The sequence below is a fragment of the Plantactinospora sp. WMMB334 genome, from assembly GCF_049179095.1.
Lineage (GTDB): Bacteria > Actinomycetota > Actinomycetes > Mycobacteriales > Micromonosporaceae > Plantactinospora.
This window is the reverse complement of the sequence record NZ_JBMHME010000002.1, coordinates 4,793,784-4,808,407: the sequence shown is the minus strand read 5'-3', so window position 1 is coordinate 4,808,407 and position 14,624 is coordinate 4,793,784. Positions and strand designations below refer to the sequence as shown.

General features: G+C 71.0%; 15 protein-coding genes. 9 read left to right on the top strand and 6 right to left on the bottom strand.

Features of this window, described 5'->3' with window-relative positions:
* Positions 1-44: 44 nt before the first annotated feature.
* Entirely contained in the window at positions 45-869 is an 825-nt protein-coding gene (gene proC, locus ACN27G_RS20450) for a pyrroline-5-carboxylate reductase (protein WP_421494381.1), read from the top strand.
* A gap of 57 nt (positions 870-926) precedes the next feature.
* The gene (locus ACN27G_RS20445; protein ID WP_421494380.1) at positions 927-1,277 is read left to right on the top strand and encodes a DUF2203 domain-containing protein; all 351 of its coding nucleotides are present in this window, start codon (positions 927-929) and stop codon (positions 1,275-1,277) included.
* A 66-nt stretch (positions 1,278-1,343) separates the two neighbouring features.
* On the opposite strand, the gene ACN27G_RS20440 is transcribed toward ACN27G_RS20445, so the two are convergent.
* Complete coding sequence (locus ACN27G_RS20440) at positions 1,344-1,841, bottom strand: glutathione peroxidase (RefSeq protein WP_421494379.1); 498 nt, start codon at positions 1,839-1,841, stop codon at positions 1,344-1,346.
* A 254-nt stretch (positions 1,842-2,095) separates the two neighbouring features.
* On the opposite strand from ACN27G_RS20440, the gene ACN27G_RS20435 reads away from it, so the two are divergent.
* Positions 2,096-3,709 (top strand): glycosyl hydrolase family 18 protein, encoded by a 1,614-nt coding sequence (locus ACN27G_RS20435; protein WP_421494378.1) that lies wholly within the window; start codon positions 2,096-2,098, stop codon positions 3,707-3,709.
* A 99-nt stretch (positions 3,710-3,808) separates the two neighbouring features.
* Here ACN27G_RS20435 and ACN27G_RS20430 read toward each other — a convergent pair whose 3' ends face one another.
* Positions 3,809-4,150, bottom strand: a complete 342-nt coding sequence (locus tag ACN27G_RS20430) for a hypothetical protein (RefSeq protein WP_421494377.1) — start codon at positions 4,148-4,150, stop codon at positions 3,809-3,811.
* 332 nt (positions 4,151-4,482) lie between these two features.
* Here ACN27G_RS20430 and ACN27G_RS20425 point away from each other — a divergent pair, with 332 nt between their 5' ends.
* The 5 genes from ACN27G_RS20425 to ACN27G_RS20405 all read left to right on the top strand — a co-directional run bounded on the left by ACN27G_RS20425 (position 4,483) and on the right by ACN27G_RS20405 (position 8,351).
* Positions 4,483-4,995, top strand: coding sequence for a 2'-5' RNA ligase family protein (locus ACN27G_RS20425; protein ID WP_421494376.1), 513 nt, complete (start codon positions 4,483-4,485; stop codon positions 4,993-4,995).
* 128 nt (positions 4,996-5,123) lie between these two features.
* Positions 5,124-6,197, top strand: coding sequence for a hypothetical protein (locus ACN27G_RS20420; RefSeq protein ID WP_421494375.1), 1,074 nt, complete (start codon positions 5,124-5,126; stop codon positions 6,195-6,197).
* Between the two features lie 137 nt (positions 6,198-6,334).
* Positions 6,335-7,027 carry a hypothetical protein gene (locus tag ACN27G_RS20415; RefSeq protein WP_421494374.1) on the top strand — a complete coding sequence of 231 codons (693 nt, stop codon included), beginning with the start codon at positions 6,335-6,337 and terminating at the stop codon, positions 7,025-7,027.
* Between the two features lie 123 nt (positions 7,028-7,150).
* Positions 7,151-7,999 (top strand): glucose 1-dehydrogenase, encoded by an 849-nt coding sequence (locus ACN27G_RS20410; protein ID WP_421494373.1) that lies wholly within the window; start codon positions 7,151-7,153, stop codon positions 7,997-7,999.
* Positions 8,000-8,027: 28 nt separating this feature from the next.
* Positions 8,028-8,351: a plasmid stabilization protein gene (locus ACN27G_RS20405; RefSeq protein ID WP_421494372.1), complete on the top strand. Its 324-nt coding sequence runs from the start codon at positions 8,028-8,030 to the stop codon at positions 8,349-8,351.
* Positions 8,352-8,468: 117 nt separating this feature from the next.
* On the opposite strand, the gene ACN27G_RS20400 is transcribed toward ACN27G_RS20405, so the two are convergent.
* Positions 8,469-9,728: an MFS transporter gene (locus ACN27G_RS20400; RefSeq protein WP_421494371.1), complete on the bottom strand. Its 1,260-nt coding sequence runs from the start codon at positions 9,726-9,728 to the stop codon at positions 8,469-8,471.
* A 448-nt stretch (positions 9,729-10,176) separates the two neighbouring features.
* Between ACN27G_RS20400 and ACN27G_RS20395 the strand changes: the two genes are divergently transcribed.
* Positions 10,177-12,459 (top strand): putative bifunctional diguanylate cyclase/phosphodiesterase, encoded by a 2,283-nt coding sequence (locus tag ACN27G_RS20395; protein WP_421494370.1) that lies wholly within the window; start codon positions 10,177-10,179, stop codon positions 12,457-12,459.
* Positions 12,460-12,466: 7 nt separating this feature from the next.
* Here the strand turns inward: ACN27G_RS20395 and ACN27G_RS20390 are convergent, their stop codons facing one another.
* The 3 genes from ACN27G_RS20390 to ACN27G_RS20380 are packed head-to-tail and all read right to left on the bottom strand — an operon-like array spanning position 12,467 to position 14,591.
* On the bottom strand, positions 12,467-13,075 hold the full coding sequence (locus ACN27G_RS20390) for a YdeI/OmpD-associated family protein (protein WP_421494369.1): 609 nt from the start codon (positions 13,073-13,075) through the stop codon (positions 12,467-12,469).
* Between the two features lie 50 nt (positions 13,076-13,125).
* Positions 13,126-14,004, bottom strand: coding sequence for an RNA polymerase sigma-70 factor (locus ACN27G_RS20385; RefSeq protein WP_421494368.1), 879 nt, complete (start codon positions 14,002-14,004; stop codon positions 13,126-13,128).
* On the bottom strand, positions 14,004-14,591 hold the full coding sequence (locus tag ACN27G_RS20380; protein WP_421494367.1) for a carboxymuconolactone decarboxylase family protein: 588 nt from the start codon (positions 14,589-14,591) through the stop codon (positions 14,004-14,006). The genes ACN27G_RS20385 and ACN27G_RS20380 overlap by 1 nt, the downstream gene beginning before the upstream one ends.
* Positions 14,592-14,624: the final 33 nt, after the last annotated feature.

Genomic DNA, 14,624 nt, shown 5'->3' with positions numbered 1-14,624 from the left:
TGCGGGCCTCAGCAGAGCCTGCGGGCTTCACCGGAGGAGGAGCGATGGGGCTGGCGCCGGGAGCGCACACGGTCGCCGTGATCGGCACCGGCAAGATCGGCGAGCTGATGCTCTCCGGGCTGCTCCGTGCCGGCTGGCCGGTGGACCGGCTGCTGGCCACCACCCGGCGGCAGAGCCGGGCCGAGGAGATCGCCACCCGCTACGGCGTACGGGTGGTGGAGAACCTGGTGGCGGTCGCCGAGGCGGACGTCCTCGCCGTGTCGGTCAAGCCGCAGGACGCGGGTGCGCTGCTCGACGAGATCGGGCCGAAGGTGCCGGCCGACAAGCTGGTGGTGTCGCTCTGCGCCGGGCTGCCGACGAACTTCTTCGCCCGGAGGCTGCCGGAGGGCACCCCGGTGATCCGGGTGATGACCAACACACCGGCCCTGGTCGACCAGGCGATGACCGCGATCTCCGCCGGTGCGCACGCGACCTCGGCGCACCTGGAACTCGCCGAGGAGATGTTCCGGCCGCTCGGCCCCACCATCCGGGTGCCGGAGTCGCAGCAGGACGCGGTGACCGCGCTCTCCGGCTCCGGCCCGGCCTACTTTTATCTGCTGGTCGAGGCGATGGTCGACGCCGGCATCCTGCTCGGCCTGCCCCGCCAGGTGGCACACGAGCTGATCGTGCAGACCGCGATCGGCTCCGCCGTGATGCTGCGTGATTCCGGCGAGCACCCGGTGAAGCTGCGGGAGGCGGTGACCTCGCCGGCCGGGACCACCATCTCGGCGATCCGCGAATTGGAGAACCACGGCGTACGGGCGGCGCTGCTGGCCGCTCTGGAGGCCGCCCGGGACCGGGCCCGGGAGATCGCGGCACAGCACGACTGAGCCGCCGGTCGGCGGCCGGTCGTCCCGGTCCGGTGCCCGGTGCTCCATACTGTCCGCGTGTTCACCCTTGCCCAGGCACGTCATCTGGTCGCGACGCTGCGGCCCCGGATCGACGAGCTGATCGTGCTCCGCGCCGACCTGGCCGAGATGCGTGTCGACCTGACCGAACGCGGGGCCAGTCCGCTCGGCGGGCTGGCCGAGGTGAAGGGTCTGGAGGCGCGGATCTTCGGCATCCTCGAGGAGCTGACCGGGCACGACATCCAGGTCAAGGGCTTCGCCCCGGTGCTGCTCGACTTCCCCGGCGAGCGGGACGGCCGCCCGGTGCTCTGGTGCTGGCTGGAGGGGGACAGCGACCTGGGCTGGTACCACCGGGTGGAGTGCGGCTTCTCCGGTCGGCGCCGGGTCTGACCCCGGCACGCCCGGTGCGTGCTGGCGGGCGGGTCGGCGGCGGCTCACGGCGCCGGTCGGGGCGCGCTACTGCCGGCCCGGCGGCAGCACCCGCTCGATGGCGGCGCTGATCTCCGGTGACTCCGGTTCGACCTGGGGCGCGAACCGGGCGACCACGGTGCCGTCCGGGCCGACCAGGAACTTCTCGAAGTTCCACCGGACGTCGCCGGAGTGCCCGTCGGCATCCGTCGCCTCGACCAGCGCGGCGTAGAGCGGGTGCCGGTCGGGCCCGTTCACGTCGACCTTCTCGGTCATCGGGAAGGTGACCCCGAAGGTCGAACGGGCGAACTCGGCGATCTCGTCCGGTGTGCCGGGTTCCTGCCCGGCGAACTGGTTGCTGGGCACCCCGAGGACGGTCAACCCCCGGTCCGCGTACGCCTCGTGCAGGGCCTGCAGGCCGGCGTACTGCGGGGTGAGCCCGCACTTCGAGGCGAGGTTGACCACAAGTACGGCGTTGCCCCGGAACTGGTCGAGTGCGGCGGGGCCCCCGGTCAGTGCTCCGATCTGGACGTCGAAGAGGGTCACCGCGTCCCTCCGCGCCGCTCGCCGACGCGTCCGGGGCGCCGGTGCCGACTGGGACTCGTGTATGGCTCGGTCATGGCCCGAGGCTACCGGGCGACGCGGCCGCCAGGATCCACTTTCTCCTTCCATCCCCGACGTCCCGTCCGTCGTCGGCCGTATGGAATCGAAAGATGGACATCTTGACGAAGAGGTGAACTGCTGAGTAGCGTCGCCTCAGCTATCTGGAAAGTTTCCTATCTATTAGGGAGACGCCCACCATGAGGAGATCCATCCGCCGGGCGCTGTGGGCCGGCGTCGCGGCCGCGATGGCCGTCGCCGTGGTCCCGGTCACCGCGGCCCTCGGCGCCGGCAGCCTGACCACGAGCTTCACCGCCACCTCCGACTGGGGCTCCGGCCACGAGGTACGGGTCACCGTCACCAACGGCACCGACGCGTCGGTGGCCAACTGGCGGATCGAGTTCGACCTTCCCGCCGGGACCACCGTCAGCAGCTTCTGGGACGCCGACGTCACCCGCAGCGGCAACCACTACGTCGCGGTGCAGAAGAGCTGGGCCGGTGCACTCGCCCCCGGTGCATCGTTCAGCTGGGGATACGTCGGCAGTGGCGGCTACCGCGCGCCGCTGAGCTGCACCGTCAACGGCGCGTCCTGCTCGGGCGGCGGCGCCCCCACGCCGACGCCGACCACCCCACGGCCGACCGCGACCCCGCCGCCGACCACCCCGCCGCCGACGACCGCGCCGCCACCGAACCCGGGTGCGCAGAAGGTGGTCGGCTACTTCGCCCAGTGGGGTGTCTACCAGCGGGCCTACCACGTCAAGAACATCCACACCAGCGGCTCGGCCGCCAAGCTGACCCACATCCTCTACGCCTTCGGCAACACCACGGGCGGCCGGTGCGCGATCGGCGACAGCTACGCCGACTACGACCGGGCGTACACGGCGGCGGAGAGTGTGGACGGCGTCGCCGACACCTGGGACGCCGGAGCACTGCGCGGCAGCTTCAACCAGCTCCGCAAGCTCAAGCGGATGTACCCGCACCTCAAGGTGATCTGGTCCTTCGGCGGCTGGACCTGGTCCGGTGGCTTCACCCAGGCCGCGCAGAACCCGGCCGCGTTCGCCGAGTCCTGCTACAACCTGGTCGAGGACCCGCGCTGGGCGGACGTCTTCGACGGCATCGACATCGACTGGGAGTACCCGAACGCGTGCGGCCTGACCTGCGACAGCAGCGGCCCGAACGCGTTCAGGAACGTCATCTCCGCGCTGCGCAGCCGGTTCGGCTCCTCGGCGCTGGTCACCGCCGCCATCACCGCGGACGGCAGCAACGGTGGCAAGATCGACGCGGCCGACTACGCCGGGGCCATCAACAACCTCAACTGGCTGATGCCGATGACCTACGACTACTTCGGTGCCTTCGCCCCGCAGGGCCCGACGGCGCCGCACTCGCCGCTGACCTCGTACAACGGGATCCCGCAGCAGGGTTTCTGGTCGGACGCGGCGATCCAGAAGCTGAAGAGCAAGGGTGTCCCGGCCAACAAGCTGCTGCTCGGCATCGGCTTCTACGGCCGGGGCTGGACCGGGGTCACCCAGGCCGCTCCGGGTGGTACCGCCACCGGGGCGGCACCCGGCACCTACGAGGCGGGCATCGAGGACTACAAGGTCCTCAAGAACACCTGCCCGGCCACCGGCACCGTCGCCGGCACGGCGTACGCGAAGTGCGGCAGCAACTGGTGGAGCTATGACACCCCGGCCACCATCGGCGGCAAGATGTCGTACGCCAAGAGCCAGGGCCTGGGCGGCTCCTTCTTCTGGGAGCTCTCCGGCGACACCAGCAACGGTGAACTCATCACGGCCATCTCCAACGGGCTGCGGTAGAACCGGCAGCCGGACCCGCCGGGCGGCGCCGAGGCGTGCACCCGGGGCGGATCGTGGCGATCCCCGCCCGGAATCTCCGGGCGGGGATCGTCGGCGTTTCTAACGCGACCTTGGTGATGGCGCCAGCCACAGCACGCCGTCGCGCTCGGAACCGGCGAGCTCGGCGTCGGCGGCCTCGACCCGCTCGACGAGCGACGAGACGAGATGCTGAGCGACAGCGGCCGGCGGTAGGTCGGGCGCCGGCCAGACGGCAGCTCGCCAGCCGTAACGGAGCGGCTGACCGCTCTCGGCGCTCGTGAACTCGACGACGAGGTCCGTCGCCGATCCGCTCCTCTCCAACGAGACGGATCCGATCGTGACCGGATGGGTGATGAACGCTCCTGCGGCGAGGCGGTCACGCGTGTCAGCAAGGACCACGTCCTTGAACTCGTCACGCGTCACCGGCGCTACTCCTGGAATGCGGTGATGATGCCGTTTATGGAATCGTCCCGGGGTGAGTCGCAGCGCGTGCTGACCACCACACGCCACGTGGCCGATCCCATACTGTAGCGGTAGATCGGTTGGTTCTGGTCGGGCTGATGGGTGATGCTGCCGTACATTCAGGGTCTGCGACACCGAGGACGAATCCGACGACGTGAAGTCAGTGAACCGCTGAGCGAGATCGACCGACCTCATCCCGCACCGGTTCGATAAGGGGCGCTTTGATCAAGATCGGGTGTGAGCTGGGATCGCGCCTCATTGACAGGAAGGCGTCACGACCGGAGAGTTGGTCGGTGGTCGCCGCCCTGGAGGTGTATCTCGACACCGACGCCACCCGGCGGATCCGGGTGCTCTGGGACACGCTGGAGTCCGAGGGTGTGCAGAGCCTCCGGTCGTTGGGTCCCCGTCACCGGCCGCACGTCTCGCTGGCGGTTGCCGCCCAACTCGATCCCGACGCGGTCGGCGAGGCGCTGGCCGGGACGGTGGTGGCCCCGCCGCTGCGGCTCTCCCTCCAGTACGCCGGCCAGTTCGTCGGCCGGGTGCTCTGGCTCGGCCCGAGCCCCAGCCCCGAGTTGCTGGCCCACCATGCGACGGTGCACGCGCAGCTGACCTCGGCAGGCGTGCCGGTCAGCGAGCTGTACCAGCCCGGTCGCTGGGTGCCGCACTGCACCCTGTCGATGCGAGTGCCGAACGCACTGATGGCGGTGGCGGTGCGGCGTTGCCTGGAGGTGCTGCCGATCGAGGCGACCGTGGTCGGTGCGGCGCTTGTCGACTACGCCCGGGACATCGCCCGTCCTCTTGGCTGACCGGCCGGCGGTGCCGCCAACCCGTCGACTGTTCTCAAGACGCTCGTCGACGGCTGGACACGTGCCAGCCGTCGTCGATCACATAGATTGCCCGCGGTCTATCCAAACCCGACCGTGGGAGGGCACACATGCCGAATCGGCTCAGGACCGCCGGGAGATCCCTGGCGACGGCCGTACTGGCGACGACGATGATGGCCGGAGCACTGGTGGCCGGAGGGCTGGCGGCACCGGCGCCGGCCGGCGCGGCGGTCAGCCGGGCGGAGTTGGCGCTGCGTTGGGCGCCGATCCACTACCAGGACGTGGACGCCACCGGCAGCCACGCGCTCGGCGGCCGCTCCGACTACATCACGAGGGTCGACTTCGACGGCGACCTGAACGGGCGGAACAACTGGGACAACGCCGCCGCTTCCAGCGCCTCGTTCGCCGCGCACGCGTACTACTCGGTGCTGGAGACCAGCACGCACTGGTACATCACGTACCTGTTCTTCCACCCCCGGGACTGGATCGACCACCCGTTCTTCGAGACCGAGCACGAGAACGACGGCGAGGGCGTCATGTTCGCCATCGAGCGGGACGGCTCGACGTACGGGGTGCTGCGCTCGGCGGTCACAGTGGCACACAGCGACTTCTACTCCTACACGCCGGCCGGGAGCAACTGGACCGGCGGGCGGGAGAACGTCGACGGCACGCTCCAGTTCGCGTCGTCGCCGCACGACTCGTTCCAGCATCCGGTGACCGCACAGGAGGCGCGGGGACACGGGCTGAAGGCGTACCCGCAGTACAACATCAACGGTGACGGCATCGTCTACTACCCGTCGACGGTGGCCGAGACGCCGAGCAACGGCAACGACCGGGACGTCCGCTACAAGCTCGTCGACATCTTCGCCTCCGGCGGGCTCTGGGCGCAGCGGGCCAACGCCAGCCTCTTCGCCCACCTCGGCACCTTCGCCGGCGACACCTCCGGCGACTGCGGCGTCGGCACCTTCTCCTGCTCGACGAACTCGGCGAACGCGCCGTGGGGCTGGGACGACGGCAACGACCTGCCGGGGCGGGGCGAGATCGCGACCGACCCCGCGAAGCTGTCGGTCGAGTACTTCACGGTCCCGGGGAGCCTCTCCCGGTCGTACACCTACAACCCGTACGCCAGTGCGGCGGCGGCGCTGCGGGAGGCGGCGAGGACCGCGCCCCCCGTCGTCGACTGAGCCTGTCGTGAGGTGGTCGGGTGCCCGCCGTCCAGGGCGGTGGGCACCCGACCCGCGTCATCTACTTTCAGTTGACCAGGGCGGGCGTCCGAGAACAAGACTGGAATTCGGGTCCGAACCGGCCCACCCTGCTGGGTATGCGATGGGACCCCTTCAGCACCCTGCGGCGGGCACTCTGGATCGGCGGTGGCCAGTGGGCGGGCAAGTCCACCGTCGCCGGGATCCTCGCCGAGCGTCATGGACTGACGCACTACCACTACGACTACCACGACGCGCGCGGCCACCACGATCGGCGGACGCTGCGGCGGATCCGGCGCGGCGAGCCGGCGGAGCCCGACCAGGAGACGGTCTGGGTGCGTACGACGCCGGAGGAGATGGCCCGGCGGGCGCTGGACGACTTCGCGGAGCGGTTCGAGTGGGTGAAGGACGACCTGGCGGCTCTCGTCTCGCCCCGCCCCATCCTCGCCGAGGGCTGGGGGCTCCGCCCCGAGCTGGTCGCACCGGTCGCCGGATCGACCCGCCGGATGGTGGTGATGGTGCCGACGGAGGAGTTCCGGCAGCGGCAGCTCGCCCGGCTGCCCCGGGCCGGTCGCCTCGGTCTTGAGGTCAGCGACCCCACACTCGGGCAGCGCCACCGGATCGAGCGGGACCGCCTGCTGGCCGACGACGCCGTACGCGGTGCCCGGCGGCTGGAGATCCGGGTGATCGAGGTCGACGGGAGCCGGGACGCCGAGGGCGTCGCCGACCTGGTGGCCGAGTATTTCGCGCCCTTCCTGGCGGAGCGGTCGCAGCCGGTGGCGAGGTTCGCGCTGCGGCACGCTGCCGGCTGAGCAGCGGAGGCGGGTTTACCACCTGCCGGGCATGGGGACATTCGCCACTATCGGCCGAGGAAGCGGAGTTTGCCGACCGGCCTTTCCCGGCGCGCCGTACCTGGAAACGCGAGGAGCGACCCGATGCCCGACGACCAGCAGAACGAACCGCGGCAGCAGCCGCCCGGCACTCTCGACGCGATGCGCGCCAAGCCCGACCACGGCGAGGACTCCTACCGGGGGGCGGGCCGGCTGGCGGGGAAGAAGGCGGTCATCACCGGCGGGGACAGCGGCATCGGCCGGGCCGTGGCCATCGCGTTCGCCCGGGAGGGCGCCGACGTGCTGATCTCCTATCTGAACGAGCACGACGACGCCCGGGACACCGGGAAGCTCGTCGAGGACGAGGGCCGCAGGGCCGTGCTCGTCCCCGGGAACGTGGGCGACCGGGCCGTGTGCCGGGAGGTGGTCGACCGGGCGGTCGAGGAGTTCGGCCGGATCGACGTACTGGTGAACAACGCCGCGTACCAGATGACCCACGAGACGATCGAAGAGGTCACCGACGAGGAGTGGCAGCACACCTTCGACGTCAACATCACGGCGATGTTCCGGTTGGTCCAGGCCGCCCTGCCGCACCTCGGCGAGAAGGCGTCGATCATCAACACGAGCTCGATCAACTACGACACGCCGCGCCCGACGCTGTTGCCGTACGCGACCACCAAGGGCGCGATCGCCAACTTCACCGCCGGGCTGGCCCAGCTGCTCGGCGAGCGGGGGATCAGGGTGAACGCCGTCGCGCCGGGCCCGATCTGGACCCCGTTGATCCCCTCGACCATGCCGCCCGAACACGTCGAGAAGTTCGGCAGGAACACCCCGCTGGGCCGCCCCGGCCAGCCGAAGGAGGTCGCTCCCGCGTACGTCCTGCTCGCCTCGGACGAGGCCAGCTACATCTCCGGCGCGGTCATCCCGGTCACCGGCGGCAAGCCCATTCTCTGACCGTCGTCTCCTCGGAAGGAGTTCCGTCATGCCCGCAGGTTCGAGCCCGAAACGGGAACGGCAGTACGAGCACATCAAGGCCAGCGCGAAGAAGCGTGGCGAGTCGGCCGGCCGCGCCGAGGAGATCGCCGCCCGGACCGTCAACAAGGAGCGTGCCCGCTCCGGCGAGTCGAAGACCGCCAGCCGCTCGTCGGTCAAGGACGTCTCCTCCGGGCACCGGGGTGGCAAGCGGTCGCACAGCGGTGCGCAGGGGCGCACCAAGGAGCAGCTCTACAACGAGGCGAAGAAGCGCAACATCAAGGGCCGGTCGAGCATGTCCAAGGCCCAGTTGGAGAAGGCGCTCTCGCGCTGAGGAACCGCCCCGACCCGTACGCCGCCGTCCGCCGGGGCGGCATCGAACCGCGCTTCTTCGCCGTCACCGACCTGGCCACCGCCGCCGAGATCCGCGCCGGACCGCACCGCTGACCGGCTACCGTCGCCGCACCACCGGCGTGGTTGTCCGGACCCGGGTGAGGCGGGCCACCCGGCGTTCCCGGGGCGGACCGGCGAGCAGATGACCGGCGACCGTGACGAGGCCGAGCAGGCCGACCGCCAACCAGTGGCCGTCGCCGAGGTACTGCAGGCTCGCCCCGCCGACCGCCGGTGCCACGAACGCCGCCGCCGGAAAGGTCAGGAAGAAGACCGCCTGGTAGCGGCCACGCAGTGCGAGCGGGGCCAACTCGGCGTTGATCTCCGCGTTCGGCGGGGCGGCGAGCATCGCGCCGACCGTCCAGACCACCGCCGCCGCCAGGTAGCCGGGCAGTCCGTCGGTGACGGCCAGACCGGCGTACCCGATCGCGGCCAGCCCGAGCGCGGTGGCCAGCACCCGGTGCTTGCGGCGACCGTCGATCAGCCGGGGCACGAAGAGCTGTCCGATCACGATGAGGAACCCGCCGACGGCCACCACCAGCCCGTACGCCGAGGAACCGAGGCCGTCGGCGCGCATCGCCAGCGGCATCACCGTCGAGGTCTGGGTGGTCATCACGGCGTACGCGAAGGTCAGGCCCACGAAGACCAGGAAGACGCGGTCGGTGAGCGGGGCGAGCAACCCGGCCCGGCGGCTTCCGGCCAGCTCCGGGTGCGGCGTCGGCGCGGTGCGGCGCAGGGTCTCCGGCACCTTCCAGGCGATGATGGCGGTGGTGACCAGGGTGGCCGCCGCGTCGACCAGGAAGAGCGCCAGATAGCTCGCCTCGGCGAGCAGGCCGGCCAGCGCCGACGCGCCCGCCATGCCGAGGTTGAGAGCCCAGAACTGGAGGTTGAAGGCGCGGGAGCGGCGGTCCGGCGGCACCACGTCGACGATCGCGGCGACAAAGGCCGGGCCCGGCATGGAGTGGGCGATCCCGACGAGCGTCGCGAGCAGCGCGATCACCGGCAGGCTGGTCACGATCGCCATCGTGGCCAGCAGCGTCGAGGCCGCGAGATGCGACCAGACGAGGGTGCGCCGCCGCCCCCACCGGTCGGCGAGCACCCCGCCGAGCAGGACCCCCAGCACGCCGCCGAGCCCGTACGCCCCGACGATCAGGCCGGCGAGCGCGTCGCCGGCCCCGCGTACGTCGGTGAGGTAGAGCGGGAGGAAGAGCATGGCGAAGGCGCCGACCCGGTTGACCAGCAGCCCCGACCAGAGGTACCAGAAGACCGCCGGCAACCCGCCGGCAGTGTCGGCGAGCCACGCCCTTGCCGCCGCCCGCACCCGTCCTCCGGTAAGGATTGTTTCCCGTGATCGGCCGCTCTCGACCGTAGAGAAGATCCGGGTCGGCCCGCCAGGGTGTCACTCGTCACCCACGGATCGGATCGGTGGCTTCGTCCGACCGCTGTTCCGTGGAATTTCTATGTTCGACGCCTACCGTCGACCCGGACGTTCGGCAATCAGCGGTCCGGATTTTCGTTCGACTCAGGACGGTCGCCGAACCGATCGAACCGGTAATGCGCGTCGTAGGAAAAGCTCACCTCAGTCGACTTGCTAATGCTTGCCTCTGTGGATCCGGGCGCACACGGGTGAGTTCCAAACGTTCGGGTGAGATGCCGTACACAAATGGCGGGTTATTGTCGGGGCCGTGACGCGAGAGGCGCTTCGGTCAATGGTGAGCCCTGCGGCCGACGTCGCTGGCACAAGCGATTGCCCGGCCGCCCGGCGGTACGTGACAGCCACCGTCGGGGTCGCCGCCATCGGCACCGTCTGGTATGTGGCGTCCCTCACGGTTGGCGCCGGCACCGAGGCGCTGTCGTACGTGTTCGTTCCCGTCGGCGGTGTGCTCACCACCGCGTCCGTCCTCCATCTGCTCCGCGGCGGCGAGCTCGACCCCGTCGCCCGGCGGTTCTGGGGTGCCCTGCTCGTCGCGGCGGCTGCGATCACCGTGGGCTACGGCTGGCTGGCGGTGGACATGCTGGCGCACGCCGCCCAGGCCCGTACGCGCAGCATGCCGTTACCGGCCGCGGCCTGCGTGGCGATCGGCTTCGGCGTCGCGATCTGGGCGGTGGCCCGGGTGCCGGTGGTCACGGCCGGTGGGGTCGAGTGGTGGCGCATGGTGCTCGACCGCACGATCGCGTTCCTCGGCTGCGCGACCGTGTTGTGGTACGTCGGGCTGTCCCCGATGCTCTCCGCCCGTGAGCCGTGGAGCCGGCAGGCGATGGCGCTGGTCGGGCTCGCGTTCCTGGTCGCCGTCGGCGCGGCGACGAAGGTGTCGTACGTCGCCGGCGGCCCCGTCGACCGCGCCGCGATACGGCTCGTCGCGGCCAGCGGCGGCGTCACCGCCGGAATCGTGGCCGTGCTCGCGGTGTGGTTCGGGTATGCCGGCGGCATCGCGGCCCAGGCGGTCGTGATGCCGCTGACCCCGGTGCTGGCCACGCTGGGCGTCGTGGCGCAGTGCCGTGCCGACCTCGGGCTTCGCCGCCATGCGGCCCGCAGTGGCGTGCTCCTGCCGTACCTGGCCATGATGGCGGTCGACGTGCCGCTGCTCGCGGTCGCGGCCGGCGCACCACTGAGCTGGTCGGTCCGGGTGGTCCTGGTCGCCGCCGTGGTGGTGACCACGCTGGTCGGGGCCCGGCAGTTCATCGCCTTCCGGGAGAACGCCCGGCTGCTCCGGAACACGCGTCTTCAGGAGGAGCGACTTCAGTACGAGGTCAGCCACGACGCCCTCACCGGGCTGGCCAACCGGGCGTTGTTCCGGGACCGGCTCGCGACCGCTCTCGCCACGACGGCACGGGCCTCGGTGCTCCTTGTCGACCTGGACGACTTCAAGACCGTCAACGATCTGCTCGGCCACGGCGTCGGTGACCGGTTGCTCGTCTCGGTCGCACAGTTGCTGCGCGCCGAGGTCGGGGACGACGGACTGCCGGTGCGCGTTGCGGGTGACGAGTTCGCGGTGCTGCTCACCGGCGCCGATGCCGACCCCGAGGCGTTGGCCGGCCGGCTGCTCGCCGCGCTCGACCGCCCGATCAGCGAGCACCGCCTGCTGGTGCAGGCCAGCATCGGCATCGCCGCCGCCGTGCCGGGCGCGACCGTCGACTCGGTGCTGCGGGACGCCGACGTCGCGATGTACACGGCCAAACAGCGTGGTAAGGCGAGCTTCGTGCGCTATGTGGACGGCATGGGGGAGCCCGTGTTGGCGCACATGCAGCTCGGCGGCGAGCTGCGACGGGCCCTGGACGACAACGAGTTCCGGCTGGTCTATCAGCCGATCCTGCGGCTGGACGACAACCGGGTGATCGGTGTCGAGGCGTTGGTCCGCTGGCATCACCCGACCCGCGGTGTCGTCTCCCCGGCCGAGTTCATCCCGGCGGCCGAACGGACCGGCCTGATCGTGCCGCTGGGCCGGTTCGTGCTGCGCGAGACCTGCCGCCAGGCGGCCGCGTGGTCGTCGGAGTTCGGGCCGGACGCGCTGCAGGAGGCGGGGCTGAACGTCTCCGCGCGACAACTGCACGACCCCGACTTCGTCTCCGACGTGACTGCCGCGCTGGCCGACAGCGGGCTGCCCTCCGAGCGGCTCGTGCTCGAGGTGACCGAGTCGGCGGTGCTTCGCGGCCAACAGGTTTCCCGGACACTGTGCGAACTCGACGGAATGGGGATCCGCCTGTCGCTCGACGACTTCGGCACCGGCGAATCGTCGCTGAGCCTGCTGCGTGCGTTCCCGGCGGCGATCGTGAAGCTCGACAAGTCCTTTGTCGACGGCATCGAGATCGACGACGGCCAGGCGGCGGCCGCCGACGCCCGGCAGGCGGTGGCCCGCGCGGTGATTCAGCTCGCCCACGCGTTCGGCCTGGACACCGTGGCCGAGGGGATCGAGAACGCCGGCCAGACGGCGGTGCTCCGCGAGCTCGGCTACACCCACGGCCAGGGTTATCACCTCGCCCGGCCGATGACCGCGCAGGGCGTGTCGCGGCTGCTGGCACGCCAGCAGACGATGGCCGCCGCCGAACGCTGAGGCGCCATCATGACGGCGGGTCTGGCGGCCTGGCCTTCTGCGGATAGATCGTCTCGTGACGGGCCAGCATGGCGACGAACTCGCCGATCTTCCGCTCGCGGGTCTGCGCCCGCTTGACGGCGTTGACGCGGTGGATGAGAGCGAACCGGTTGGTCCTGGTGAGTACCTCGAACATGGCCTGGGCGGCGGGGACGGCGGCGATCGCGGCGAGGAGATCGGCCGGCACCTCGGCCTCCGACGACGGGGCGTAGGCGGCCGCCCACCGCCCGTCCGCCTTCGCGGCTTCCACCGCGGCGCGGCCCGGGGGCAGCATCCGCCCCTCCGCCTCGAGCCGGGCCACGTGGGCGACGTTCCGCTGCGACCAGGAACTGCGGGACCGGCGCGGGGTGAACCGGATCCAGGAGGTCTCCTGGTCCCGCCTACGGGTTTGCCCGTCGATCCAGCCGAAGCACAGCGCCTCGTCGACCGCCTGCTGCCAGGTCAGCGTGGTGACCGCGCCGCCCTTCCGGGTCAGGGCGAGCCAGACGCCGGGCGACGTGGCGTGGTTGGCCGACAACCACGATCGCAGCGCTCCGGCGTCCGCGACGATCAACTCGTCCAACTCGACGCTCGCCATGACGGCAGGTTAGCCGCTGCGCCGCAGCCGCGGCATGCGTGGGTCCGGACTCACCGGCGGAGCTCGGCCACCTCGCGCAGCCGCTCGAGCTTGTGCGGATTGCGGATCGCGTAGATCTGGGTGATCCGGCCGTCCTCGATGACGAACGACACGGCCGTGTCGTTCTCGCCGCCGGGGTCGATGCGCGCCGCGATGCCGCCGTTGAGGTCGACGACGGAGGCTTTGGCGTCCGGCGTGACCTCGGCGAAGCGGGCCATCACCGGGGCGAGCTTCTCGGCACCGCGGACCGGCTTCGGGATTGTCGGGGCCAGGCCGCCGCCGTCGCCGACGACGAGCACGTCGGGGGCCAGCACCTTGAGCAGCCCGGGCACGTCGCCGGTGGTCAGCGCGGCGAGGAACCGCTCCACCACCTGCTCCTGCTCGGCGCGGCTCACCGACATCCGTGGCCGGCGCGCCGCCACGTGCCTGCGGGCTCGCGTCGCGATCTGGCGCACCGCTGCCGGCGACTTGTCCAGCGCCTCGGCGATCTCGTCGTACGGCACGTCGAAGACCTCGCGGAGCACGAAGACCGCGCGCTCGGTCGGTAGCAGCGTCTCGAGTACCGCCAGCATGGCGATCGACACGTTCTCCGCGAGTTCGACGTCCTCGGCGACGTCCGGGCTGGTCAGCAGCGGCTCGGGCAGCCACTCGCCCACGTACTCCTCGCGCTGTCGGGCCAGGGTGCGCAGCCGGTTGAGGCAGAGCCGGGTCACGATCCGCACGAGGTACGCCCTGGGGTCCCGGACCTCGCCGCGCTCGGCGTCGGCCGGGGCCGCCCACCGCAGCCAGGTCTCCTGCACCACGTCCTCGGCGTCGGCGACCGAGCCGAGCATCTCGTAGGCGACGGTGAACAGCAGGCTGCGGTGGGCGATGAAGGGATCCCCGCTCATCACACGGACGCTACCTTCGGTCGCTCGGCCAGCGGCCTCAAGCCGCACGCGGCGGCGAAGCCGTCGGACTCGATCCCGAGCGCCACGTTGCCACGCGTGCTCATGTTGGCGAATGCGATCACCGAGGTGAGCTCGACCACGGCGGAGGGTCCCAGCGCGGTGTGCAGCCGGTCCACCAACTCGTCGGTCACGGTCGGCGGTGTCTGGCTCATCGCCTCGGCGTATTCCAGGACGTCGCGCTCCACCGCGGTGAAGACATCCGCCTCCCGCCACCGTGGGATCTCGCGCGCCTTCTCCACGTCGAGTCCCCTGTTGCGTGATTCGAAGTAGTTGAAGTCCAGGCACCACGTGCAGCCGACCAGCGACGCGACCGCCATGTGGGCGAACGACTTGAGGCTCTCGTCGCAGGCGTCCCACTTCCGTAGCTTGCCGCCGAGGCCGAAGCTGGCGAACAGCACCCTGGGGTTGTGCCAGTAGACGCCCACCGCCGTCGGCACCTTGCCCAGCTTCTTCTCGATCATCCGCTTGATCAGCGCTCCCCTGACACCGGTGATCTCGGCCGGCGGGATGCGGGTCGTGTGCGCCATGTCTCCTCCTGCGAGCGGTGGCCGTGCCGACGG

Excerpts from the sequence above, each read along its gene's own strand:
- ACN27G_RS20405 (WP_421494372.1), top strand. The coding sequence starts at position 8,028 with ATGCCCGCAGGTTCGAGCCCGAAACGGGAACGGCAGTACGAGCACATC.
- ACN27G_RS20385 (WP_421494368.1), bottom strand. The coding sequence starts at position 14,004 with ATGAGCGGGGATCCCTTCATCGCCCACCGCAGCCTGCTGTTCACCGTC.
- ACN27G_RS20415 (WP_421494374.1), top strand. The coding sequence starts at position 6,335 with ATGCGATGGGACCCCTTCAGCACCCTGCGGCGGGCACTCTGGATCGGC.
- proC (WP_421494381.1), top strand. The coding sequence starts at position 45 with ATGGGGCTGGCGCCGGGAGCGCACACGGTCGCCGTGATCGGCACCGGC.
- ACN27G_RS20390 (WP_421494369.1), bottom strand. The coding sequence starts at position 13,075 with ATGGCGAGCGTCGAGTTGGACGAGTTGATCGTCGCGGACGCCGGAGCG.
- ACN27G_RS20435 (WP_421494378.1), top strand. The coding sequence starts at position 2,096 with ATGAGGAGATCCATCCGCCGGGCGCTGTGGGCCGGCGTCGCGGCCGCG.
- ACN27G_RS20420 (WP_421494375.1), top strand. The coding sequence starts at position 5,124 with ATGCCGAATCGGCTCAGGACCGCCGGGAGATCCCTGGCGACGGCCGTA.
- ACN27G_RS20380 (WP_421494367.1), bottom strand. The coding sequence starts at position 14,591 with ATGGCGCACACGACCCGCATCCCGCCGGCCGAGATCACCGGTGTCAGG.
- ACN27G_RS20410 (WP_421494373.1), top strand. The coding sequence starts at position 7,151 with ATGCCCGACGACCAGCAGAACGAACCGCGGCAGCAGCCGCCCGGCACT.